This is a genomic window from Nocardioides sp. AN3, assembly GCF_054653495.1.
The window spans coordinates 11,618-33,011 of the sequence record NZ_BAAIGC010000042.1 but is presented as its reverse complement, the minus strand read 5'-3'; the positions used below and the strand labels follow the sequence as shown (position 1 = coordinate 33,011).

Genomic DNA, 21,394 nt, shown 5'->3' with positions numbered 1-21,394 from the left:
CGCGCCCTGGTCCAGCATCGCCGTGGAGGCATTGAGGAAGACATAGAACCCCTTCGCGGCCGCCTGCGAGATGAAGTGGTCGCGCCGCGCCCAGAACGTCGCGTTCGGCGCCTGGGTCGGGTCGAGCGAGCTGGTCCCCCACGGGTAGACCCCGTCGCCGTCCGGCCCGTTGTGACCACCGGCCAGGTTGGTCTGGGAGAACATCGAGACCTCGACGCCGTTGTAGCCCTGGGCCGCGCGGGTGGCGAAGTAGTGGTCGTACGACGTGTTGTAGTCCGTGTGGGCAGCCGTGCCGCCGTTGGAGAGGATGCCCCAGTCCTCGGCGGAGAAGATGAAGACCGGCTTGCCGGTGCCGCCGATGCGGTCAGCGAAGTACGGCGGGTCCGGCGCGGTCGCGGCGACCGAGCTCACCGACGCGGCGGCGTCACGGGCACCGACGCCCCCCACGCCGGCGATGAGGCTCGCCGTCGCGGCGAGCGCCGCGACGATGATCGATGCGATTCTCGGCCGCATGGCATCCACTCCACGAAGGGCTGCAACGAACTGCACCCGATACCCCCGTGGTCGGGCTTGAGGTCGAGGACCTCACATCCGAGTCTCCCTGTCGGCGACCGGTTTGTCACCCACGCCGACGCCGACGTCGTGCCGCTCGGCCCCCTCGCGCACCTCCCCGGGTGCACGGTCACTCACCAGGTCAGACTCGCGCCGTGCCGTCCCAGGCGACGCCGAGCCCGTCGCCCGGCCACCAGTGATGCGCGGGCTGCTCCTTGAAGAACAAGTACTGACGCCCGCTTCGCTCGGCCCAGTCAGACAGCGCGGCCGAGTCGTGAGAGTTGTCGGAGAGGACCCATGCGCCCGGGCGGAGTCGCGGCTCCACGGCGTTGAACTCCTGCATCTCGTAGTCGTAGGTGTGCAGGCTGTCGTGGAGGAAGACGTCCACCTCGTCCAGCCCGCCGAGCAGCTCGATGGAGCCGCCGATGCGCCGGTCGATGACGTCGGCCCAGGGCCCGCCGATCACGTAGCCGGCCTGCGGATCGATGTCGATCGTCGTCAGCCGCCCGTGACCGTTGCGGAGCAGGGCGGCGGCGATGGCACAGGACCCCAGACCGAAGTGCGTTCCGGTCTCCACGACGTGCTCGGGCTCGGTGGCACGAACCAGGGCATACCACGCCAGCCGGCGGGCCCAGTGCGGCTCGCGTGCGCCGATGCCCCGTCGGGGGTGGGTCGAGAGCCTCGCGACGACGTGGTCGAAGAGCGGCTGGTCGTTCTCGAGCTCGCTGACCCACTCCCGCACCTGGCCGACCTTCGCTCCGGAGACGCTGGAGACGAACCAGCAGAGCTGGTCCCGGTTGAGCGGATCCAGGTCGTAGGTGAGGTTGGTCGTCTCGCGACCCCTGACGAGCCAGTCGACGGACCGGCCCAGGACACGAGCATCGTGGCGTGCCACCATTCCCGTCCGCAGCGGCAGCGCAGCCGCCCGTGCGACCGGCGACGTGGCCAGCCGACTCCGAAGAGCATTCGTCATGGGTCCCTTCACCTTTCTTCCACTCTCTTCAGCCACGCCTCACGCCAGTAGGGATAGATCGCTCGGGGGCAGAAGCGGTGATACCTGCCCATGCAGGTGATCTCGTCGAGGATGACGCAGTCGCGCAGATGGATCATCTTGCCGGTCTGCTCGTCGATGATCTTGTCGACCGACCGCAGGACGCGCGCCCGACGCCCGCAGAAGGGGAGCATCTCTCCGTCGTAGATGAGCCCTCTGTTCTTGCTGTTCGGCCCCAGCGCGGCCATGATCTCGTCCTTGCTCTTCACCTCGACGAGCTCGCCGGGTTGCAGCCCGAGAGGCTTCGGGGCGGTCCCGGGTCCAGTGCCTCGGTAGAACGGGTAGGGCCGACCGCCTGCGATCCGCAGCGGTTGCGGCAGGAGCTTGCGGCTCAGCGCCTGGAACTTGTTGAACGCCAGCACGAGCAGGCCGCGGAGCACGTAGAGGGCTGCGAAGTTCCCCGTGCGCACGTCCGCGACATACTGGCTGGGCTCGAGCGGATGCAGCGGCTTGGTGGCCCGCATGACCTCGGTGGCGGCGCAGCGGTAGACCGTCTCGCGGTCGCTGTCGATGCCCGCGACGGTGTCGGCCTGCAGCGTCTCCTCGGTGGCCGGCGGACCCGACTGCTGCGGCGCCACTCGCAACGGGGCGCCGTCCGTCGTCTCCAGCCACTCCTCGCGCCAGTAGAGCAGACAGCCGGCTTGGCAGCCGCCGTGCGCACTGCCGTCACACCGCGCACCCGCCAGGTGCACGGTGTTCTCGAGCTGCCGCATCCCCGTCGACGGGCGGCTGATCGTGTCGCACGTCTTGTGGGCGATCGCGCTGATGGGCAGCTCGCGGCCGGCGAACGCCAGCATCTCGGGCATGAACGGCTGTCCGTCGAGACGGCCGTTCGCATCGAGGGTCGCCAGGATCTCCTCCCGGCCGCGGACTCGGACGACGTCACCCGCTCGCGGGGTGGCGGACGTGGCAGCGGGCACTTCGGTGCTGGTCATGAGGTCGCTCCTCCGTTCGTCGGGCTGGCTAGTGCGGGGCGGGTGGTCGGCACGACCTGGCCGGCCGCCCAGTTCGGGTCGCGGTTGCGACTCCTCGCCCGGTGGAACCCGCTTCCCGAGAGGCGGCCCAGGAGAAGGCGGTAGCACGCGAGCTTCTGGGACCGGGAGATCGGCGCCCGGGCGACGACCTCGAAGTAGCGATAGGCATACTCGGCCACCAGTCGGGCGGTGCTCTGACCCGCACGCCTCGGGTCCAGGTTGGTGCTGAGGGCGGGGATGGTCGCCCTCCGGTCTCCACGATCGGGATGGTCGCGCCGGAAGTACAGCAGCTCGTGCACCTGGTGGAAGCGCCCGTGGAAGGCGATCTCCGTCATGTAGGGCCGGGCGGCGTGGTGGTAGCTGTCCTTGGGCCGGACGGACCGCAGCACGTCGGTCCGCATCACGCCGTACTCGTCATCGGCGCCGTCGGCGACCAGCAGGCTGCGGAAGCGCTCGACGGGGTCGTGGGAGCCGGTGTCGAGCAGGTAGTCGAACGTCCGGATCACCGCTCCGTGCTCGTCGACCATGGCCTTGTCGACGTGGCTCAGCACGACGTCCGGCTCCTCGTCGAGCACCGCGACGCACAGTTCCAGCAGCTCGGGGCCGTAGAGGTCGTCATGCGCGGCCCACTTGAAGTAGGGGGCCCTCGCCTGACCCAGGAGGAAGTTGTGGTTCGGGTTGCACCCGATGTTCCGCGGCTGGCGCAGGTAGCGGATCCGAGGGTCGCGGGCCGCGTAGTCGCGGCAGATCTCCTCGGTGCGGTCCGTCGAGTGGTTGTCGGAGATGACCAGCTCGAAGTCGGTGAACGTCTGGTTCAGCAACGAGTCCAGTGCTTGGACGACGAAGTTCTCCCCGTTGTAGACAGGCAGGCCCACTGTGAGCCGTGGCGCGGTATTCACAACAGTGTCGCTTTCATGTCGGGTTGTTCGGATTCGGGTGGTTCGGAGTCGAGTGCGGAGTCGAGCTCGGAGTCGAGGTGGTCGGTCGCAGGCAGCTCGAAGGTGTCCTGCGAGCGGCGGAGGTCGAGGAGGCCGGCGCGCAGCTGCCACCACCACACGACGGCACCGGCCGCCATGGCGGCGGCGATGCCCCAGGCGGAGCCCGCGGCGCCGCCGACCGCGGCGCCTCCGACTCCTCCGACCACGTACGCGCACGCGCACGAGAGGGTCGCCGGCAGGCTCCGGCGCGCGGCGGCCAGCGCCCGCAGTCCGGCGTTGCCGCCGTTGATCAGGCCGATGCCGGCGTAGGCGAGGCTGGTCGGGAGGATGAGGGCCGAGGCCGGCCCCCACAGTGAGCCGAGGAGGCGCTCCCCCAGCGTGTCCGGCAGGAGGAACATGATGGCGAGGCCCCACGCGAGCACGCCGACGGCCTGCGTGATCGCGAGGCCGCCGCAGAAGACCACGAGCGCACGCGTGGAGCGGCGCAGGGCCCGGGCGGCCTCGGGGACGGCCACCATGCTGAGTCCGCTCACGACGGCAAGCCAGGGCCCCAGCAGCACCTCGGCGGCCCGCACCTCTCCGACGGCCGAGAGTCCGGCGATCACGCCCACGAAGGTGATGCGGAGCTGCGTCGCGGCGCTCATGCTGAGGTTCTCGGCGAAGTAGCGCGCGCCCAGCTCACGTTGCTGGGAGAGCCAGCTCCAGGCGCCGGACAGCCGGGGCACGATCCCGGCCTGGTAGGCGCCCAGCAGCCCGGCGAGACAACCTGCGCCGCCCCACGCCATCACGAACCACGCCACGCCACCCTGGTCGGCCGCGACCGCGACCATGGGGAGCATGACCAGCACCCATGCCAGGTCGTTGACGAAGGACTTGTGACCGTCGCCCGCGGCGAAGAAGGCGTAGCGCCAGCTGTCCTGGAGGAGCAGACCAGGCAGCAGGACGCCCAAGGTGATCAGGGCTGCGCCGAGCGTGCCGGAGAGGACGAGACCGACCAGCGCGCACCCGGCGCCGATGACGCATCCCACCCCGATCGCCGTGCCCGTGGCCACGCGGACCGCGTCACGCCAGGAGTCGCGAGCGACACCGCTGAAGCGGACCACGAGCGGATCGGTGGCCACGCCGCGTGAGACGCTCAGCGAGAAGGCGTAGGTGGCGTAGGCGAGGCTGAAGACGCCGAACGCGCCCGGCGACAGCGACCGCGCCACGAGGATGACCACGAGGAAGTTGGACAGGCTGGACACCGCCTGGTCGGCCAGCCCCCAGCCCAACCGGTGCGTCGTGCCGTGCCGCCTCCAGCCCCTCATGCCCAGATGTCCTTGTGCACGTTGAAGATGACGCGGGAGCCGTGCTGGTCGACCTTGATCGGGAGCTCCTTCAGGTCGGTCAGTGCCGACCGCACCGCGGCCTGGTGCTCGACGGGGCAGCAGACGAGGACGAAGCCGCCACCTCCGGCGCCGGCGATCTTGGCGCCGGTGGCCCCGGCCGCGAGCGCGGCGTCGACCGACTCGTCCAGCGAGGAGTTGCTGACGCCGCTGGCCAGCTGGCGCTTGGCCTCCCAGCTCTTGCCCAGGGCCTGGCCGACCGCGTGCGTCTGGCCGCTTCGCAGGCCGTCCGCCGCCTCCCCGGCAAGCATCTTCAACAGGTCGAGCTGCGACAACCGGTCGGCGACGTTGTCGGACTGCTCCTTCAGGATCGTGTCAGCGCTGCGGGTGATCCCGGTGTAGAAGAGCATGAGCTCGGCCTGGAAGGCTCGGTGCAGGGGCGCGGGCAGCCGGATCGGGTCCACCTTGACCCGGTCACCCGGTCCGAAGCGCAGGTCGCAGATCCCGCCGTACGCCGCGGCGTACTGGTCCTGCTTCCCGATCGGCTTGCCGCACCGCTCGATCTCGATCGTGCACGCACGATCCGCCAGCTCCTCGGCGGAGACCTGGATCCCCTGGTAGGCGAAGAGCGCGTGGAGGAGGCCGACCGTCACCGAGGATGACGAGCCGAGTCCCGAACCGGCTGACGGGATGTCGGCCAGCGTCGTGATCTCCACACCACCCCTGATCCCCGCCATGTGCATCGCCTCCCGCACGAGGTCGTGCTCGATGTCGGCGACCCTGCTGACGATCTCCTTGCGCGAGTAGTTGAGGTAGATGTCGTCGTCGAAGCGCTGCTTGACGACGACGTAGACGTACTTGTCGATGGCGGCGTTGAGCACGCGGCCGCCGTGCTCGCGGTAGTAGCCGGGCAGATCCGTCCCGCCGCCGACGAGCCCGATCCGCAAGGGGGTCTGGGTGATGATCATCGTTGCGCACCTCTCGGCCACGTCGCACGCGCCTGCTCGAGGGCCTCCGGCGTGCCGATGTCGACGAAGAACGAGTCACCCACCTCGAGCACCCGCGACCTGCCCACGAGCTTCGGCAGCAGGTGGCCGCCGATGTCCAGGGGGTCGTCCCCCTGGACGAGGTCCAGCACTCGCGGGTCGAAGGCATAGAGCCCGGCGTTCGCCAGGTTCCCCACCGGATGTGTCGGCTTCTCCTCGAAGGCGACCACCAACCCGTCCTCGACCGTCAGGATGCCGCAGCGCTCCGGGTGCGGCGCGCGGAAGACCGCCAGCGTGGCCAGCGACGGGGCGTCGTGGTGCGCCTCCATCAACCGCCTGATGTCGAACGTCGTCAGGTTGTCGGCGTTGATCGCGAGGAAGAAGGGCTCGCGCTCGACGAAGTCGCGATTGGCGCGCAGCGTTCCGGCACTGCCGAGCAGGGTCGGCTCGTGCGCGATCTTGACGAACGGTGCCCGTGCGGCGCGAGCGGCGACGTGCTCCTCGACCAGGTGGTGGAGGTGGTGGACGTTCACCAGGACCTCGTCGATGCCCGCTGACGCCAACGCGTCGAGCCAGATGTCGAGGAGTGGGCGCCCCCCGATGTCGACCAGGCACTTGGGCACGCGGTCGGTCAGTGGACGCAGACGCGTTCCGAGGCCCGCAGCCAGGAGGAAGGCCTTCATGACCCGACCTTCCGCACGACGCCGAGCGCGCGCATCTTCGCATCGGCCTGGGCCAGCACCTCGTCGAGGCCGGGCATGCCCTCGAGCCACGCCGCATACTCGGCCACCGAGTCGACCGGCGTGCGCCGTGCCTTCCAGCCGAGCTCCTCCAGGGCGGTGATGTCGGAGATGATGTGGCGGGTGTCGCCGAAGCGGTATTCGCCGGTCACCTTCCCGGGCAGGTCCGAGCCGTGCTGGCGCCGGACGATCTCGGCGAGCTGGGTGGTGGTGTAGGGCGTCCCTCCGCCGACGTTGAACGCCCGGCCGGCCACTCGCTCGTCCTCCAGCATCAGCACGTTGGCGTCGACGACGTCGTGGATGTTGACGTAGTCGCGCACCGCCTGACCGTCCTCGTAGAGCACCGGCGCACCGCCGAGCAGGTAGTGGAGGTTGAAGATGCGGCACGCGCCCGAGTAGGCGTTGTAGACCGACTGCCGCGGCCCCTGGACGATGCTGTAGCGCAACGCGGCCGTCGGGATGCCGTAGCGCCGCCCGAGGTTGAGGGCGACCATCTCCTCGCCGAGCTTGGACATCCCGTAGGCGTTCTGCGGGTTGGAGACCGTCTCGGGCGTCCGCCTGAGCTCCAGCTCGCCCCCGCATGTCGGGCACGGGACCTCCCACCGTCCCTCGCGCAGCGCCTCCTCGGGCCGCATGCCCGGTGTCTGGGGCCCGTCCTGGGAGCAGTGGTAGAGGCCCTCACCCATGGCCGACTGCGACGACGCCACCACGACTCGCTGCAGATCCAGACCCTCCTCCACGGCGATCTCGAAGATCAGCGCCGTGGAGGTGACGTTGACGTCGGTGAACCTCGCGAAGTCGGTCAGGTAGTCCTGGTAGGCGGCGAAGTGGAAGACCGCGTCGCTGCGGCGCAGCAGGTTGGCGAGGAGATCCCGGTTGCGCACGTCGCCGACGAAAAGGTCGGCTCCAGGCGTGAGGTAGGAGGGCCGGCCCTCACGATGCACAGGCGCGGTCAGCGCGTCGAGCACGACGACGTCGTGGCCGAGCTCCACCAGCCGGTCGCAGGTGTGGGAGCCGATGAACCCCGCTCCCCCGGTCACGAGGATCCTCATGCGGGCACCCGCTCTCCCGCACGGTGGGCCTCTCGGTAGACGTCGAGCGTCAGCTCGCCGGTGCGTGCCCAGGAGAACTCGGCGGCCCGTGCCAACCCGCGGGGGCGGAGCTCGTCGCCTTGCGGACCGCAGGCTCGGACGAGCGCGTCCGCCAGCGCCTCAGGGGACTCCGGGTCAGCGAGCAGCGCGGCACCGCCCGCCGTCTCCGCCATCGCGCTCCGGTCGGAGGTCACCACCGGGCATCCGCAGGCCATCGCCTCGAGGATGGGCAGTCCGAAGGTCTCGTTGAACGACGGGTAGGCGAAGGCCGCAGCGGCACGATAGAACTGCACGGTCTCCTCCAGCGGGACCCCGCCGACCCACACCACGTCATCGGAGATGCCCAGCTCGGCTGCCAGCGCATGCAGGCTCGCGACGTACTCGACGTCGCGTCCGGGGCCGACCACCGCGAGCTGGTGCCCGTCGAGATGGGGGCGCGCGAGCGCGAAGGCCCGCATCAGCCCGTGGAGGTTCTTGTAGTGCCACAACGACGAGACGAACAGGATGAACGGCCGGCCGACGCCGCGACCTGCGACCCGGGCCCGCGCCTCGTCGGCATCCCCCGGCCGGAACGTCGAGTGGTCGACCGCCTCCGGGACCAGCCGGAGCTTGCCGGGATCGACGTCGAGGTAGGTCAACACCTCGGTGCGGAGGCTCTCGGAGTTGATGATGATCGCGTCGGCGACCTTCGCGGTGTGCGGGTAGGTTGTCCGACGGTAGGCGCGGACCACGGGCGAGAGCGCCGCCGGTGCCGTGAAGGCATGCATCGTCTTGAAGTGCGCGACGATGGAGGGAGCCGGTCGCACCATCGGGGCGATCAGGGTGTTGAGGACGTTGATCCTGGCGGAGCGCAGTCGCACGGGGGCGTACAGCTGCTCGCTGAGCACCCGCAGCCGCTGACGCTCGTTCGACCAGGGGAAGGAGAGGTAGTGGACACCGGGCCCGTAGCCCTGGTGCGCCTCCCGGGAGCGAGGGCTCACCATGAGGTGGAGCTCCTCACCGTCCTCCAGACGCGCCGCCATCTCCGGGATCACACGGGTCCAGAACCAGTGCGCACCGGAGGGATGGGCGGGGTCGTCGGTGAGGAGGTTGATCGCGACCCGCATCGGCTCAGAAGACATGGGCGGCGACCTCGACGTCGGACATCCTCGACTGCCGTACGTACTGCGCCAGCAGGTGCATGCAGGCCTGGTGGGCGTCTTCGATGATGCCGTAGTTGCGGGTGTCGACGTGGATCGCGACACTGGCCAGGGAGCGGGCCGGCTCGCCGTCGAATCCGGTCAGCGCGATGCTCGCCAGGCCGTTCGCGGCCGCCCACTCGAGTGCCCGGACGATGTTGGGCGACCTCCCCGAAGACGAGATCGCGATCAGCACGTCCCCGGCACGGGCCTGCGACTGCAGCTGGTACTCGAACACCGCGTCGTAGCCGATGTCGTTGGCGATGGCGCTGAAGATCTCGATGTTGGTGCTCAGGCTCTGCACCCGCGCCAGGAGGCCGGTGCCGACGCGCACGCCCTTGACGTGGTCGCACTGGAGATGGTTGGCGATCGAGGCTGATCCGCCGTTGCCGCACGCGAAGAGCGCGCGGCCGTCGTCGTGGGCCGTGTTGATGATCTTGGCGGCACGGTCCAGCTCGGAGGGGTCGACGGTCTCGAGGGCCCGGGCGAGCTGCTCGGTGTAGTCGCGCCCGAACGCATCGGCCGACCCGTACTTGACCAGCGGGAACTCCGGCCGCTGCGGCAGCGCCGTCGCATCCCCCGCGAGGATGACCTCGACCGCTCGGGCGAGGTCGGGGACCGTGACGACGCCGGGCCACGGATCCGACGCGCCGATCCGGATCGGTCGCGCTCCGACGGCGTGCGCCAGCGCGACATCCGTGTCCGCGTCCCCGACGAGCCACGAGGCGCGGAGGTCGAGGTCCAGCGCCGCTGCCGCGGCGAGCGCCATGCCGGGGGCGGGCTTGCGGTCCCAGCTGGCGCGTGTGAAGGCGGGCACGACCCCGTCCGGGTGGTAGGGGCAGAAGAGCCACTGGTCGATATGGCCGCCGACCTCGGCGAGGGCGGCATCGATGTGAGCGTGCACCGCTTCGACCGCCGCCAGGTCGAAGTAGCCGCGAGCGACCCCGGCCTGGTTGGTGACCACGGCGACCGGGACACCGGCCGCGTTGAGTGCGGCCACCGCCTCGAGGGCGCCAGGGATGAAGCGCACGTCGTCGGGAGAGCCGACGTATCCGGAGTCGACGATCAACGTGCCGTCGCGATCGAGCAGGACCCCAGCCCTGCACCGCGCTTGACGCGTGCCCCGCATCTGCGTGCGGCGATCTTCTGTCATCTCTCCCCCTGGACCCCGTGAACACGCGGCTCCGGTCACTTGGGGCAACCTTTTCGCTGGTGCGGCGGCTTCTCGACGAAGCGCAGTCGCAGCCCCCAAAGTTGGGTAGTCGGCGGCTGGTCGGCGAGATCCCCAGTCTTGGGCATGCGGGGCGAGGGCCGCGCCACCGAGTCCATCGGGTCCTGATGCTGTGTCCATGGCGGACTTCATGCGGCCGTGGGCGGAGCGCCGGTCACGACCGGCGCGCGTCGCGCCGATCCGTCCGGAGCTCGCGAAGCCCACAGGGAGCAAGACCGTGCTGCAGAACCTCCAGGGTCTGCGGGGCGCCGCGGGCCTCATCGTGGTGATCGCGCACGTCTCCGGGACCAACGGGTTCGAGCAGCGCGTGTTCGGGAGCATCTGGACCGCCGTGTTGAACATGCCGGCCAACACGGCGGTGGACACGTTCTTCGTCATCAGTGGTCTGACCATGGTCGTGACGACGTGGCGCACGTTCGACGAGCCCCGGTCCGGCCGACGATTCCTGCTCCGCAGGATCGGCCGGATCTATCCGCTGTACTTCCTGGTCAACACCGCGCTCGTCGTGCTCCTGGTGGTGAGTCCACACACGGTCAGCTTCCAACACGAAGGGCCCGGGACGAGCATCCTGCAGTCCTACCTGTTGCTGCCTCAGCAGGGACGGCTGCCGGTGCTGGTCGCGTGGTCGCTCGTCTACGAGATGTACTTCTACGCGGTCTTCGCGATCGCTCTGATGCTCGGACGGTCAAGGCTTCCCCGCGTCTTGGGTGTCTGGGTCGTGCTGACCCTTGCCCTGACCGCGTTCGCGTCGGGATCGACCAACCCCTATGTGGCACTCCTGGCCAACCCCATGAGCCTCGAGTTCGTCCTCGGAGTGGTGATCGGCCTCGCGGTGGTGCACGGACGGCTCATCCGGCCGCTTCCGGTGGTGGTCGCCGCGGCGTTGTCGTACGGCGGCTGCCTGGTCTTCCTCACCCTCTGCGGTTGGACGGGCTTCCCCTCAGACTCCGTGCGGGTCATGCTCGTCCTCGTCCCCGCGGGCCTGGTGGTCTACAGCGCCATCTGCCTCGAGGTGCGTCACGGGTACGTGCTTCCGGTCTTCCTCCGACGTGTCGGCGACGCCTCGTACTCGCTCTTCCTGACCCACGTGCCCGCCCTCACCCTCCTGGCGATCCTGCTCTCCGGACGCCTGCCGGGCACGCCCTGGGTCCACCTCCTCTCGATCCCGGCAGCCTTCGTCGTCGTCGTCAGCGTCGCGCTGACGTGCCATCGGCTCCTCGAGCGGCCCATGCAGCGCGCCGTCCAGCGGCTGCTGGGGCCGCTTCTTCGGCCGACCCCCCCACGCGTGCCGCAGGGCACGCCTCGGGCCCACGTCCCGCAGGAGCACTCGCGCTCCTGAAGCGGGGTGAGCCGCGCTCGTGATGCGGGGTGAGCCGCCCACCTGTGGCAAGGTAGGCCGCGCTCTCCCGGCGGCACTGCCCCGGGAGGTGTTTCGGGAACGCCACTCGTGGAGGACTGATCATGAGACTTGCTCTGTCGGCGCTGCTCGTAGGCCTGCTGCTGCCGCTGGGCGCGGTGAGCCCCGCAAGGGCCTCGTCATGCACCAACGCCCGGTATGTCACATCCGCTCCTGACGGGATGTGGAACAACAGGGGCTACTGGGTGCACAACAACATGTGGAACGCATCGGGCTACCGCGTCTCGCAGACCCTGTCCGCCTGCTCGTTCCGCAACTGGCAGGTGACCGCCACGGCTGACAACTCCCGCGGCGACGGCGCGGTCAAGACCTACCCCAACGTGCACCGGGACTTCCACAACTGGTCCACCGGCCACGAGCCGCGACTCAGCTCCTTCTCGCGGATCCGCAGCTCCTGGGCGGCACGGACGCCGCACGTCGGAATCTACGACGCGGCGTACGACATCTGGCTCAACGGTGTCCCCGGCGAGCACGAGGTGATGATCTGGACGGAGAACTTCCACCAGGTGCCTTCCGGCTCCGGCGCCTCGCACATCGCGACCCGGTCCTTCAACGGTCATCGCTGGAAGGTCTGGGCCACCCGTGACAACCGCTACATCGCCTTCGTGCCCACCCGCCGTCTGACTCACGGCACGGTCAACATCAAGGGGATGCTCAGCTTCCTCGTGTCCCGAGGCCGGCTGCCCAAGACTGTCACGCTCGGCGCGATCGACTACGGCTTCGAGGTCGTCTCCACCGGGGGCCGTCCCGCGACCTTCAAGGTCGACAGCTTCTCTCTGTCGACGAAGCGCTGAGCGTCGCCTCGGCGCTCAGGCGAGGCTCGGTCATCGCTGTCCGCAGGGGCCACGAGGCGGCCCAGCAGATGATGGAGAGGGCGAGCAGTGCACCGCCGAGCACGTCGGTGAGCCAATGGGCCCCCGTGTAGAGCAGTGCGGCCGCCATCACCGTGGCTGGCACGGCGACCGAGCCCCACTGCCACCACCGGGTGCGTCTGAAGATCAGGAGCACGGAGCATCCCAGGCAGACGGTGAGAGCCACCATGTGCCCGGATGGGAAGCTTCCGCCTGTCGAGGCGATCGCGCCGGTCGGGTCTGAACGGTGCATCGTCACCTTCGTCACGGTCGTGGCCCCGATACTCGTGCCTGCGACCAGCAGGCAGAAGAGAACCGGTCGCCAGCTGCGGCGAAAGAGGCCGGCGAGCACGGTCACGAGGCCGAGGAAGACGTAGGCGCGGGGTGGCTCGAGCCTGTCGATGAACGGACCGAGCCGGACTTGCGCCATGCCCCAGGTGTCGCCGGGCCGGAACCACTCGGCCGCCGTTCGGTCCAGCTCCGTGGTCGCACCGGTCGCCACCGCGACGATGAGGGCGGCGTACGCCAGAGCTGCGGCCAGCGCGACACGCCGCTGCCTCCTGGCCACGATCGCGCGACGCCCTGGGGCCGCACGCTCGCGCTGCCGAGGCACACCCGTGCTGTTCCCGATCACCGTTCGGGCCCAGGTCGCCGCAGCACAGCCGCCGCGACCGCGAGGTCGAGAAGGATCCCGGTGGGACCGCTCATTCCCGTCTGAGTCGTCGAGCTGAAGATGCAGTAGACGACCAGGAAGATCGCCACGGCCGGACCGGGCCCAGCCGGCCTGAGGAGTGCTGTCACGAGGAGGATCGCGAGGAGCGCCACCTCGATGACGATGCCGACCATCCCGAGGTCGAGGTAGGTGCCGACCCAGTTGCTGTCGATCGGGAACCCGTTGAACGAGAGGTTGGACATCCCGGATCCGAAGATCTCCTCGATGAGCGGCCGGGGGTGCGCCAGGACAGCCGCCCAGACAGCTGTGCGTCCGGTCAGCCCCGACGCCTCCTGCGTGCTCTGCCCACGCAGGAACCAGGTCGTCAGCTCCGAGGCGAAGAGCGCCACCACGCACGGCGCGACAAGTCCTCCCCAGAGCAGCGCGCGTCGTGCACGGGAGCGCGCGAGCAGCAGGCTTGCCGACGCCACGAAGAGTGCCGCGGCGCTCGCCACCAGCGCGGTCCGCGTGTGGGTCGCCAGCATGGCGGGGACGGCGATGGCGAGGGTGAGCGCGCTGCTGCGGGTCGAGACCACCTTGCACATCCACAGCACGACCGTGATGCCCATCAGCACGGCCGAGAAGTGCGCCACCTCGGTGGGGAAGATCGGCCAGATCACGCCGGCGAGTCGCCCCTGGAAGGAGAACGCTCGCCCCGGGGCGAGCGCGGCGCCGGCCGCGACGGAGACCATGATGACGATGAGGCAGATCCGATGGACCCGCAGCAGCGCCAGGTCACGGCGCCCCCAGTAGGGGCTCAGGAGCCACATGACGAGCGCGAACCCCGCGAACCTGACAGCGCGGAAGGTGGAGCCGCGCATGAAGATGTTGTGGGGGCTGGTCATCAGCGCGATCAGGCACATCGCCGTGATGAGCACGACGTAGAGATTGGGCCTGACCAGCTTTCGCGGGTTCGCAATGAGGGCGAGGATGAAGGCGAGCGCCAGGGAGCCCTGCACGATGAGCTGTCCCACGATCGTGGGGATCGGCAACATGGTCGCGGCGCGGGCGAACGGCAGCACGTTCAGGAACAACGCCGCCCATGCGGCCAGCAGGCGACGGTCGAGGGGCGGGTCCGAGGTGGAGGGCCGCGTGCGCGCCCGTCCGAGCGTCAGCACCGTCATCGGCCCGGCTCGACCTTCTCCACCGTGCTGTCGCCACCGAAGCTCGCGTCCGACCTGTCGGCGCCGACCAGCATCACGAACTCGACGTCGAGGCCCGCCGCACGGGCCGACCTCGCCACGGTGTTCAGCCGCTCCGACGTGCATCGGCCGGCCTTGGCGAGGATCACCCACTTCGAAGCGGTGGACCTCACGTGGCCCAGTCCTCGGCCGATCTCGAAGGGCACGAAGCCCAGCAGCACGTCCGCCAGCGCATCTCCCGTGGGGCCCGTCACCAGGGACACCGCCTCCCGCTGCCCCTCGTCTGCCGGCGACCCCGGCGACGCCGGCGACGCCGGCGACGCCGACGACGCGAGCTCGCGTTCGAGAAGGCCGGTGTTGGCGAGGTCCACGGCCATCACTGACTCGCTCGAGCTGAGGCGCCGCGCCAGGCCGGCCACCACCTTCGCGCCCTCCCGATCACAGTCGACGCTGATCAGCCCCAGCCGGCGCGGCCGGCCCCCGCTGTGGGGCAGCGCCGTCTCCAGCCCGTCGACGAGAAGGTCGAGCGCAGCCTGATGGCGGGCCCCCGGCTTCCGTCGCCGCGGATCCACGGCGCCGGCGCTGAACATCACGGGCAGACCCGTGGCCGCCGCGATGTCGGCGCGACTGCGCAGCCGACCGGTCGTGACGGCGTAGACCACGAGGAGCCCCAGGCTGAGACCGAGACCACCGATCAGCCCGGACCCGACGTCCAGCACCGCCCGACGCCGAGGCGACTGCGGGATGAGCGACGCCTCGTCGAGGATGCGACTGGCCGCGACGATCGCGTTCGCCTGGAGAGAGACCGTCTCGATCTGGCTCTCGAGCCCCGCGATGTCGCTGATCAGCTGGCCCCTCGAAGCGAGCACCTCGGCGGCCTGCTCATTGCCGCCGCCCCGTGCCGTGATGGCGTTGTACTGGCGCGTCAGGTCGTCGACCTGGCCCTGCAGCGCATCGATGCGCTTCTGGTAGGTCTGCGAGACGTCCTTCGCCTGTTGCGTCAGCTGGTCCTTCCGATAGGTCATGTAGATGTCCCCGAGCAGGCGGGCGCGGCGTACGGCGTCCTCGGGGTCCGTCCCGTCGATCTTGACCTGGAGCACGCTCGAGGTGGTGGGCACCGCCTGGATGCTCTTGAGCAGCACGTCAGGAGGCAGGTCCAGACCCAGCTCGCCACCGAGCTTCTGGGCGACGGCCCGGGTCTTGAGCAGGCTCACGTCGGTCGCCATGGCCGCGTCGGGCTGCGTGGTCGGGTCGTGGGCCAGGATGAAGGTCACCGTCCCGACGCTCTGGGGCGGGAGGAGGGTCATCCAGCACAGCGCCAGGGTCACCCCCAGCGCCGCACCGCCCACCCACACGAACCACAGGCGCCGCAGGGTGGCTCGGATGAACGCGAAGCTGACCGTCCCGCCCGCGAGGGCGGGCTCGGCCTCGCGGCCTCCCGGGACCTCGTCCTCGATGTGCCACGTCGAGCTCATGACGCGCCGCCTGTCCATGGGGCCTCACGCACGGCGACCGGTCTCGGCCCGCTGGCCCGGGACGGCAGGGGGCGCTGCTGCAGTCGCTCGTGGAGCAGCAGCCTTCCGGTCGTCCTGTCGAACGGGTCCGGATCCGCGAGCACCACCCCCGAGATGCGGAAGCCCGACTCGTAGGCCACCACGGCTGCTCGCGCGAGGTCCTCAGACGAGGCCACGCGCGAGGAGACGGCCAGCACCACGCTGGCGCTCCGGTCGAGACGCGGCATCACGGGCGAACGGCGGTCGAGCACGCCGACGACCACCGTCAGCTCGGACTCGTGGCTGGTCCGCTGCCGAGACGCGACTCTGAGGTTGGGCCGGATCTGCTCGTCGCCGCCCGGGGAGGAGCAGGCCGCCCAGAGCGCCGCCGTCGCGTCCTCCTGCTGGGGGACGAGCCTCGTCGAGATCCCGATCGACGCGGCGTACGACGCGAGCTGCGGACCCATCGACAACGCTCGGACATCGTCCTCCAGACTCAACACACAGAGCCGGTGCCGGGCGTGCGACGGCTCGACGCCCTGTGCGTCAGGGTCCAAGGCGAAGTGCTCCAGCCCGAGGCCGGCGAGCGCCTGCCGGACGGCCCAGCCCTCCGCGACGTTCGGACTGTAGCTGCCGAGCAGGTCCCGCCAGGCAGCCACGCTCCGCGGGGCGTGGCTCCGGAGCGAGGCGATCACCTCACTGCCGACCGCATCCGCGATCTCGTCGCGGGTCCCCAGCTTCGCGTCGCGCCTGGACAGGTTGACGATCACCACCGTGGCCAGGACGACGGCAAGCGCCGCCATGCCCATCGCGCCCAGGAAGTACCACAGCGGCAGCGCCGGCCGCTCCGCAGGCGTGGCGTCCTCGATGATGCGTGCGACCGACGTGCCCTGCGCGTCCGCCATCTTGGTGTCGAGCTGGTTGATGTCCAGCAGGAGATCGGTCTCCTGCGCCACCAGCTGCGAGAGGGCACTGGCATCGCGACGGCCGGTGGGCGAGTCCGCGTTCTCGGCGCCGAGTCGCTGCTGCGTCTGCGTGATCTGCTGCTGCACGGCGTTGCGCGTGGTCTGCAGACCATCGCGTCGTTGCTTCAGCTGAGCCAGCTCGGCGGTGGACAGCGAGCTCGATGCCTGAGACTGGTAGGCGACCTCGGCTTCGGCGACCGCCTGAGCAAGCGCTGTCGCCTCCTCGCTCGACGTCCCCCTCGCGGTGATCGTCAGGACGTCCGCGGTCGAGGCGCTGACGTCGACACGGCCGCGGACCTCCCGCCGGGACAGCGGCTGCCGCAGGGTGCGAGCCGCCGGCCCGAGCACGGCGTCGCTCTTCGCGATGCTCACCTGGGTGCTCGCCTCCCAGGTCGAGGACTGGCCGCCGTCCGTCGCCGGACGCTCCGGGAGCAGCACCTGGCTCGTGCTCGAGTAGAGCGGAGGATGCGACGTCACCAGCGCGATGCCGAGGAACGCTCCGATGAGCGCGACGGACGCGAGCAGCCACCGCCGCCGGCGGATGAGGGAGATGACGGAGCGAACGTCGACCTGCTCAGCCATCGAGTCCTCCGAGGGTCTCGAAGTGCAGGCTGGTCACCAGGCGGGCGTCAGACGAGGCCCCGACCCCCTGCAGGGTGGTGATCGGCTGCCGAACACCGAAGCGCGGGGCGAACCAGCCGATGATCGGTTCCGTCTCGCCGCGATGCACCGACCAGCTCAGCTCCGCGGGCAAGGTCAAGGCGGCGTGCTGCTGTGTCTCGTCCCGACCGGTCCAGGTCAGCTCTGCCCGGCCCCCGTCGAGCGCCACCGCTACGGCCGGGCCGATGTGGAAGTGGAGACGAACCTTGTGCCCGCTTCCTGACGTCACGCGGTCAGCGATCACCAGCCGGCCCGCTGACTTCTCGAGACGCACCGTGCGCTCGTGCACCGGAGCGCCTGCGAGCCGTCGGTAACCACGATGGCGCGCCGTCCAGGTCGCGACGTCCGTGTCGAGACCGCTGTGAACCACGGGGTCGACCGGCACCGCCGTGCTCCAGAGGAACGGTCCGCCCTCGCAGGCCTGAGACGTCTGGTCCAGCTCGAGCGTGTTGTGGGCCCGAGTGGATCGGAAGTAGCTGCGCCACTCGGGCTCGCCGTGGTAGCAGTACGTCCCCGGGTCGACCAGGATCTCGACGCCGTCGAGTCGAACCTCGACGGCAAGGGCGTCAGCATGCCCGTGGGCGGCGATCGACAGGAAGCCGAGAGGGCCTCCGTCGCACCGGCACCAGATCTCCGGTCGTCGACCGGATGCGGTGGACAGGATGGTCAGTCCCCCGCCGACGAACGAACGCGGCCTGGTCGGTGTTCGACCCGCGACATGGCGCGGCGCCCCGAGCAGGCCGCCGATCGCAGCTCCGACCACCGTGGGCTTGGACGCCGGCCACCACGGCTGCGGACCGACGACGGAGGCTCCCCAGTCGAGGAGCCCGCTCCACGGAGCATCGTCCGGATCGTCGATGACCAGCGCGCGACCTTCGTCGCCGTCGCCCTGGCGCGGCGGGTTCCCGGCGACGTCGAGCAGGGCGGCCGCCGCATCGAAGCTCCGCGCCAGCCTGTCCCAGACGCCTGGTGGAAGGTCGTCTCCAGCGACGGCTGCCTCCACGGCAGCGACGGTGACGAGCTCGGTGACGAAACGGTGGTAGTCCGTCGCGAGCTCACGGTTCAGGCCGTCCTCCCAGGTGTTGGCGAGGAAGTGGCGGGAGAGCCGGGCAGCCGCGTCACGACGCCAGCCGTCCGACTCGGGGTACCACGGGAAGGCGCACGCAGCGACCAGCCGACCGGCCTCCTCGGCGACCGCATGGTTGTTGGCCGATGAGCCGCGGCTGCCGAACCGGTCGAGGTACTGCTGGTGCCACCAGATCTGGCGAACGGCGTCGTCGTTGGTCTCGAACAGGTCGCCGACCTTGGGCCAGCCGTCCAGAAGGCGCCGCACCCAGGCCCAGGAGACGAGTCGGACGCCGAGCTCGATGCCGCTGGTCCAGTGAACACCCGACAGGAACGGGTTCGAGGACCACCAGGAGCGGAGCTGGGCGTCGACGACCTCCGCGTACCGCTCGTCGTCGCTCAGCCAGTAGGCGGCGGCGAGCACCGTGAGATGGTGGTGACGCGAGAGCTCCCAGACCGCCTTGACGTTGCCTGTCAGAGCCTCGTCCCGATGGTCGATGCGGAACGCCAGCGTGTCCCCGGGGGCGCGCCTGCCGGTCACCGGGTCGAGGAGCCAGTCCGGTGACATGATGTCGGGCCGCCCGACCCCGAGGACGCTCCAGTCGCCGGCCAGCAGGCTGTCGGCGGCCGCGATGACGTCGCCGCGCGCGGCGACCGGAATGGACTCCTTGACGCCCGGAGGGAGCGGGGCCGGGCCGACACGCACCGTCCGAACCCCCGGAACCGCCCCGGCGTCGGCGCCGGGACGCACCTGTCGGGACGCCCAGGCGCGTCGATGCGCGACATCGAGGGCGCGGCCCGCGACCTCGGCGGCGGACATCCGCCGCAGTCGTCTCAGATACCACTGCACGTCGCGGCTCATCGTGGAGCCGACTCTCCGGCAGCGTTGCCGATGGTCAGGGTGGCCCGTGTGGTCGCGACCAGCGACTCCAGGCTGATCGGCATCCCACGTCCCTCAGCGACGGCCGCGACGAAGGCCGCGACCTGCCGACGCTGACCCTTGTCCGCTGCCACGACACGCTTCGTGGTGGGACGCCCGCGACCCCAGACGGACAGCTTCCGGAAGTTCTCCAGGCGAGCGTTGCTGCCGGCCCCTGAGACGTCGAGCAACTCCTTGGGGAAGCGCGGGCTCCCGGTGGTGACGTAGCTGATCGACCCGGTCGACCCGTCGGGGTAGACCAGGAGGGCACTGGCCTCGTCCCCGCGGACGGCGGAGTGCACCTCGGTCGGATCGGCTCCGACCAGCGCCGAGACGGTGTCCACGAAGTGCCCGCCTTCACCGACGAAACGCGACCCCTCGGCCGCGTCGAGGTACCAGCTCTTCGCGTCCATGCCCCCCGCGTTGACGAGATAGCGGACCGTGATCGGCCCACGACGACGACGCAGGCGCTCGGTCAGGTCGTCGACGAGCGGGGCGAAGCGGCGGTTGAAGCCGACCATGAGCCGGTCGTTCCCCGTGCGCTCGATCGTGTCCAGGATCTGGTGGACCTGCGCCTCGTCGAGCGCCAAGGGCTTCTCCACGAACACGGCCTTTCCGGCCTCGAGCGCACGACAGACGAGCTCTGCGTGGGAGCGGTGTCGGGTGACGACGAAGACCGCGTCGAGTGACGGGTCGCAGAGAACGTCGTCCGCCTGGGTGCTCACCTGCTCGAAGCCGAACTTGCGTTGGGCGTTGACCGCGGACAGTGAACGCGTGGTGGCCACGGACACCAGCTGGACACCCTCGTGAGCGGCCAGGTGGGGCAGCAGCATCGAGGTGGCGTAGTTGCCGGCTCCGATGAAGCCGACCCGGATCCTGCCGTCGACCGGGCCGCCCCGCGGGGCAGGCGCCGTGCGCGGTGCGCCGGACACGCTGGGTCGGGTCGCCACCTCGGCCGCCGCCTGCTCGGCGTCGGGATAGTGCAGGAGGTGGCCGATCCCCTCGAGGGTGCCGTCGCCGAGCCGGGCGTAGACCTGCGTCGCCTCGTCGATGGGGTGCACGCTGGAGATGAGGGTGGAGACGTCGAGCTGCCCGCCCGCGATCAGGCCGAGGAACGACGAGAGGTTCCTTCGCTCGGTCCACCGGACGTAGCCGGCGGGATAGTCGATCCCGCCCAGCTCGTAGCGGTCGTCGTAGCGACCCGGTCCGTAGGACCGCGAGAAGCGGACGTCGAGCTCCTTCTCGTAGTAGTCGTTCCACGGCAGGTCGAGTCGGGTCTTGCCGATGTCGACGACCCGTCCCCGGTCGCGCGCGAGACGCACGGCGACCTCGACCGGATCGTTGGTGGGGCCGCCGGCAGCCAGGAACACGTGGTCGCATCCGAGACCCTCGCTGCTCTCGAGGGCGACCGCCTCCACCAGTGCGACACCCTCGGGCGTCGGACTGGCGCAGGCCAGCGCCCCCGCCTTCTCGGCCATCCGGCACCGCGCCTCGACCATGTCCAGCCCGACGACCTTGACCCCGGCAGCCACGAGCAACCGCACGACGAGCTGGCCGACCAGGCCGAGGCCGATGACGCACGCCACCTCACCCAGCTGCGGCTCGGCGCGCCGTACGCCTTGCATGGCGATGGCACCCACGGTCGCGAAGGCGGCCTGCTCAGCGGGGACGCCGCCCGGAACCGGCACGCACAGGTTCACGGGCACCCAGTTGAGCTCGGAGTGCAGGGCGAACTCGTTCCCGGCGGCGGCGACGACGTCCCCGACCGCGAACTGGTCGGCACCCGCGCCGACCTGCACGACGACTCCTGCGAGGGAGTAGCCCAGTGGGGTGTAGCTGTCGAGCTTGCTCATCGCCTTCTGGTAGGCAGCCACGGGGCCCTGCTGGGCGACGGAGTCGAGCAGCTTCTTGACCTGGTCAGGGCGCGCCCGGGCCTTGCCGACCAGGGAGAGCCGCGCCTCGGACACCTTCATCATCTCGGTGCCGGTGGAGATCAAGGAGTACAGCGTCCGTACCACCACCCCGCCCGGTCGGCATGCCGGAGCCGGGGCATCGAGGACCACCAGCTCGCCGGACTTGTAGTTCTGAGCGACCTGCTTCATCT

The 21,394-nt window shown here is 70.1% G+C and carries 18 protein-coding genes; 2 read left to right on the top strand and 16 right to left on the bottom strand.

Annotated features, from left to right (window positions below):
• The 10 genes from ACYQ1K_RS25840 to ACYQ1K_RS25795 all read right to left on the bottom strand — a co-directional run.
• Positions 1-513: apiosidase-like domain-containing protein (locus ACYQ1K_RS25840; RefSeq protein WP_459986437.1), on the bottom strand; the 513-nt coding region annotated here is incomplete at its 3' end.
• Between the two features lie 181 nt (positions 514-694).
• Positions 695-1,525 (bottom strand): class I SAM-dependent methyltransferase, encoded by an 831-nt coding sequence (locus tag ACYQ1K_RS25835; RefSeq protein ID WP_459986436.1) that lies wholly within the window; start codon positions 1,523-1,525, stop codon positions 695-697.
• 8 nt (positions 1,526-1,533) lie between these two features.
• Positions 1,534-2,538 (bottom strand): hypothetical protein, encoded by a 1,005-nt coding sequence (locus ACYQ1K_RS25830; RefSeq protein WP_459986434.1) that lies wholly within the window; start codon positions 2,536-2,538, stop codon positions 1,534-1,536.
• Positions 2,535-3,452 carry a glycosyltransferase family 2 protein gene (locus ACYQ1K_RS25825; protein WP_459986431.1) on the bottom strand — a complete coding sequence of 306 codons (918 nt, stop codon included), beginning with the start codon at positions 3,450-3,452 and terminating at the stop codon, positions 2,535-2,537. The genes ACYQ1K_RS25830 and ACYQ1K_RS25825 overlap by 4 nt, the downstream gene beginning before the upstream one ends.
• Positions 3,453-3,472: 20 nt before the next feature.
• A complete protein-coding gene (locus ACYQ1K_RS25820) occupies positions 3,473-4,822 on the bottom strand; it encodes an MATE family efflux transporter (protein ID WP_459986429.1) in 1,350 nt (449 codons plus the stop codon).
• On the bottom strand, positions 4,819-5,808 hold the full coding sequence (locus ACYQ1K_RS25815) for a GHMP family kinase ATP-binding protein (protein WP_459986427.1): 990 nt from the start codon (positions 5,806-5,808) through the stop codon (positions 4,819-4,821). The genes ACYQ1K_RS25820 and ACYQ1K_RS25815 overlap by 4 nt, the downstream gene beginning before the upstream one ends.
• Positions 5,805-6,509 carry a nucleotidyltransferase family protein gene (locus ACYQ1K_RS25810; protein ID WP_459986425.1) on the bottom strand — a complete coding sequence of 235 codons (705 nt, stop codon included), beginning with the start codon at positions 6,507-6,509 and terminating at the stop codon, positions 5,805-5,807. Before ACYQ1K_RS25810 ends, ACYQ1K_RS25815 begins: the two co-directional genes overlap by 4 nt.
• Positions 6,506-7,618 (bottom strand): NAD-dependent epimerase/dehydratase family protein, encoded by a 1,113-nt coding sequence (locus ACYQ1K_RS25805; RefSeq protein ID WP_459986423.1) that lies wholly within the window; start codon positions 7,616-7,618, stop codon positions 6,506-6,508. The genes ACYQ1K_RS25810 and ACYQ1K_RS25805 overlap by 4 nt, the downstream gene beginning before the upstream one ends.
• Positions 7,615-8,778, bottom strand: a complete 1,164-nt coding sequence (locus ACYQ1K_RS25800; protein ID WP_459986420.1) for a glycosyltransferase family 4 protein — start codon at positions 8,776-8,778, stop codon at positions 7,615-7,617. Before ACYQ1K_RS25800 ends, ACYQ1K_RS25805 begins: the two co-directional genes overlap by 4 nt.
• Positions 8,768-9,988: an HAD-IIIA family hydrolase gene (locus ACYQ1K_RS25795; protein WP_459986419.1), complete on the bottom strand. Its 1,221-nt coding sequence runs from the start codon at positions 9,986-9,988 to the stop codon at positions 8,768-8,770. The genes ACYQ1K_RS25800 and ACYQ1K_RS25795 overlap by 11 nt, the downstream gene beginning before the upstream one ends.
• A 196-nt stretch (positions 9,989-10,184) precedes the next feature.
• Between ACYQ1K_RS25795 and ACYQ1K_RS25790 the strand changes: the two genes are divergently transcribed.
• Positions 10,185-11,405 carry an acyltransferase family protein gene (locus ACYQ1K_RS25790; RefSeq protein ID WP_459986418.1) on the top strand — a complete coding sequence of 407 codons (1,221 nt, stop codon included), beginning with the start codon at positions 10,185-10,187 and terminating at the stop codon, positions 11,403-11,405.
• A gap of 122 nt (positions 11,406-11,527) precedes the next feature.
• A complete protein-coding gene (locus ACYQ1K_RS25785; RefSeq protein WP_459986416.1) occupies positions 11,528-12,277 on the top strand; it encodes a GH12 family glycosyl hydrolase domain-containing protein in 750 nt (249 codons plus the stop codon).
• On the opposite strand, the gene ACYQ1K_RS25780 is transcribed toward ACYQ1K_RS25785, so the two are convergent.
• The 6 genes from ACYQ1K_RS25780 to ACYQ1K_RS25755 all read right to left on the bottom strand — a co-directional run bounded on the left by ACYQ1K_RS25780 (position 12,240) and on the right by ACYQ1K_RS25755 (position 21,392).
• Positions 12,240-12,902 carry a phosphatase PAP2 family protein gene (locus tag ACYQ1K_RS25780; RefSeq protein ID WP_459986414.1) on the bottom strand — a complete coding sequence of 221 codons (663 nt, stop codon included), beginning with the start codon at positions 12,900-12,902 and terminating at the stop codon, positions 12,240-12,242. The genes ACYQ1K_RS25785 and ACYQ1K_RS25780 overlap by 38 nt on opposite strands.
• A gap of 62 nt (positions 12,903-12,964) precedes the next feature.
• Positions 12,965-14,170 carry a hypothetical protein gene (locus ACYQ1K_RS25775; protein WP_459986413.1) on the bottom strand — a complete coding sequence of 402 codons (1,206 nt, stop codon included), beginning with the start codon at positions 14,168-14,170 and terminating at the stop codon, positions 12,965-12,967.
• Positions 14,167-15,663 (bottom strand): GumC domain-containing protein, encoded by a 1,497-nt coding sequence (locus ACYQ1K_RS25770; protein ID WP_459986412.1) that lies wholly within the window; start codon positions 15,661-15,663, stop codon positions 14,167-14,169. The genes ACYQ1K_RS25775 and ACYQ1K_RS25770 overlap by 4 nt, the downstream gene beginning before the upstream one ends.
• Positions 15,660-17,228, bottom strand: a complete 1,569-nt coding sequence (locus ACYQ1K_RS25765; RefSeq protein ID WP_459986410.1) for a Wzz/FepE/Etk N-terminal domain-containing protein — start codon at positions 17,226-17,228, stop codon at positions 15,660-15,662. Before ACYQ1K_RS25765 ends, ACYQ1K_RS25770 begins: the two co-directional genes overlap by 4 nt.
• The gene (locus ACYQ1K_RS25760) at positions 17,221-19,233 is read right to left on the bottom strand and encodes an alginate lyase family protein (RefSeq protein ID WP_459986409.1); all 2,013 of its coding nucleotides are present in this window, start codon (positions 19,231-19,233) and stop codon (positions 17,221-17,223) included. The genes ACYQ1K_RS25765 and ACYQ1K_RS25760 overlap by 8 nt, the downstream gene beginning before the upstream one ends.
• Complete coding sequence (locus ACYQ1K_RS25755; protein WP_459986408.1) at positions 19,230-21,392, bottom strand: bi-domain-containing oxidoreductase; 2,163 nt, start codon at positions 21,390-21,392, stop codon at positions 19,230-19,232. The genes ACYQ1K_RS25760 and ACYQ1K_RS25755 overlap by 4 nt, the downstream gene beginning before the upstream one ends.
• Positions 21,393-21,394: the final 2 nt, after the last annotated feature.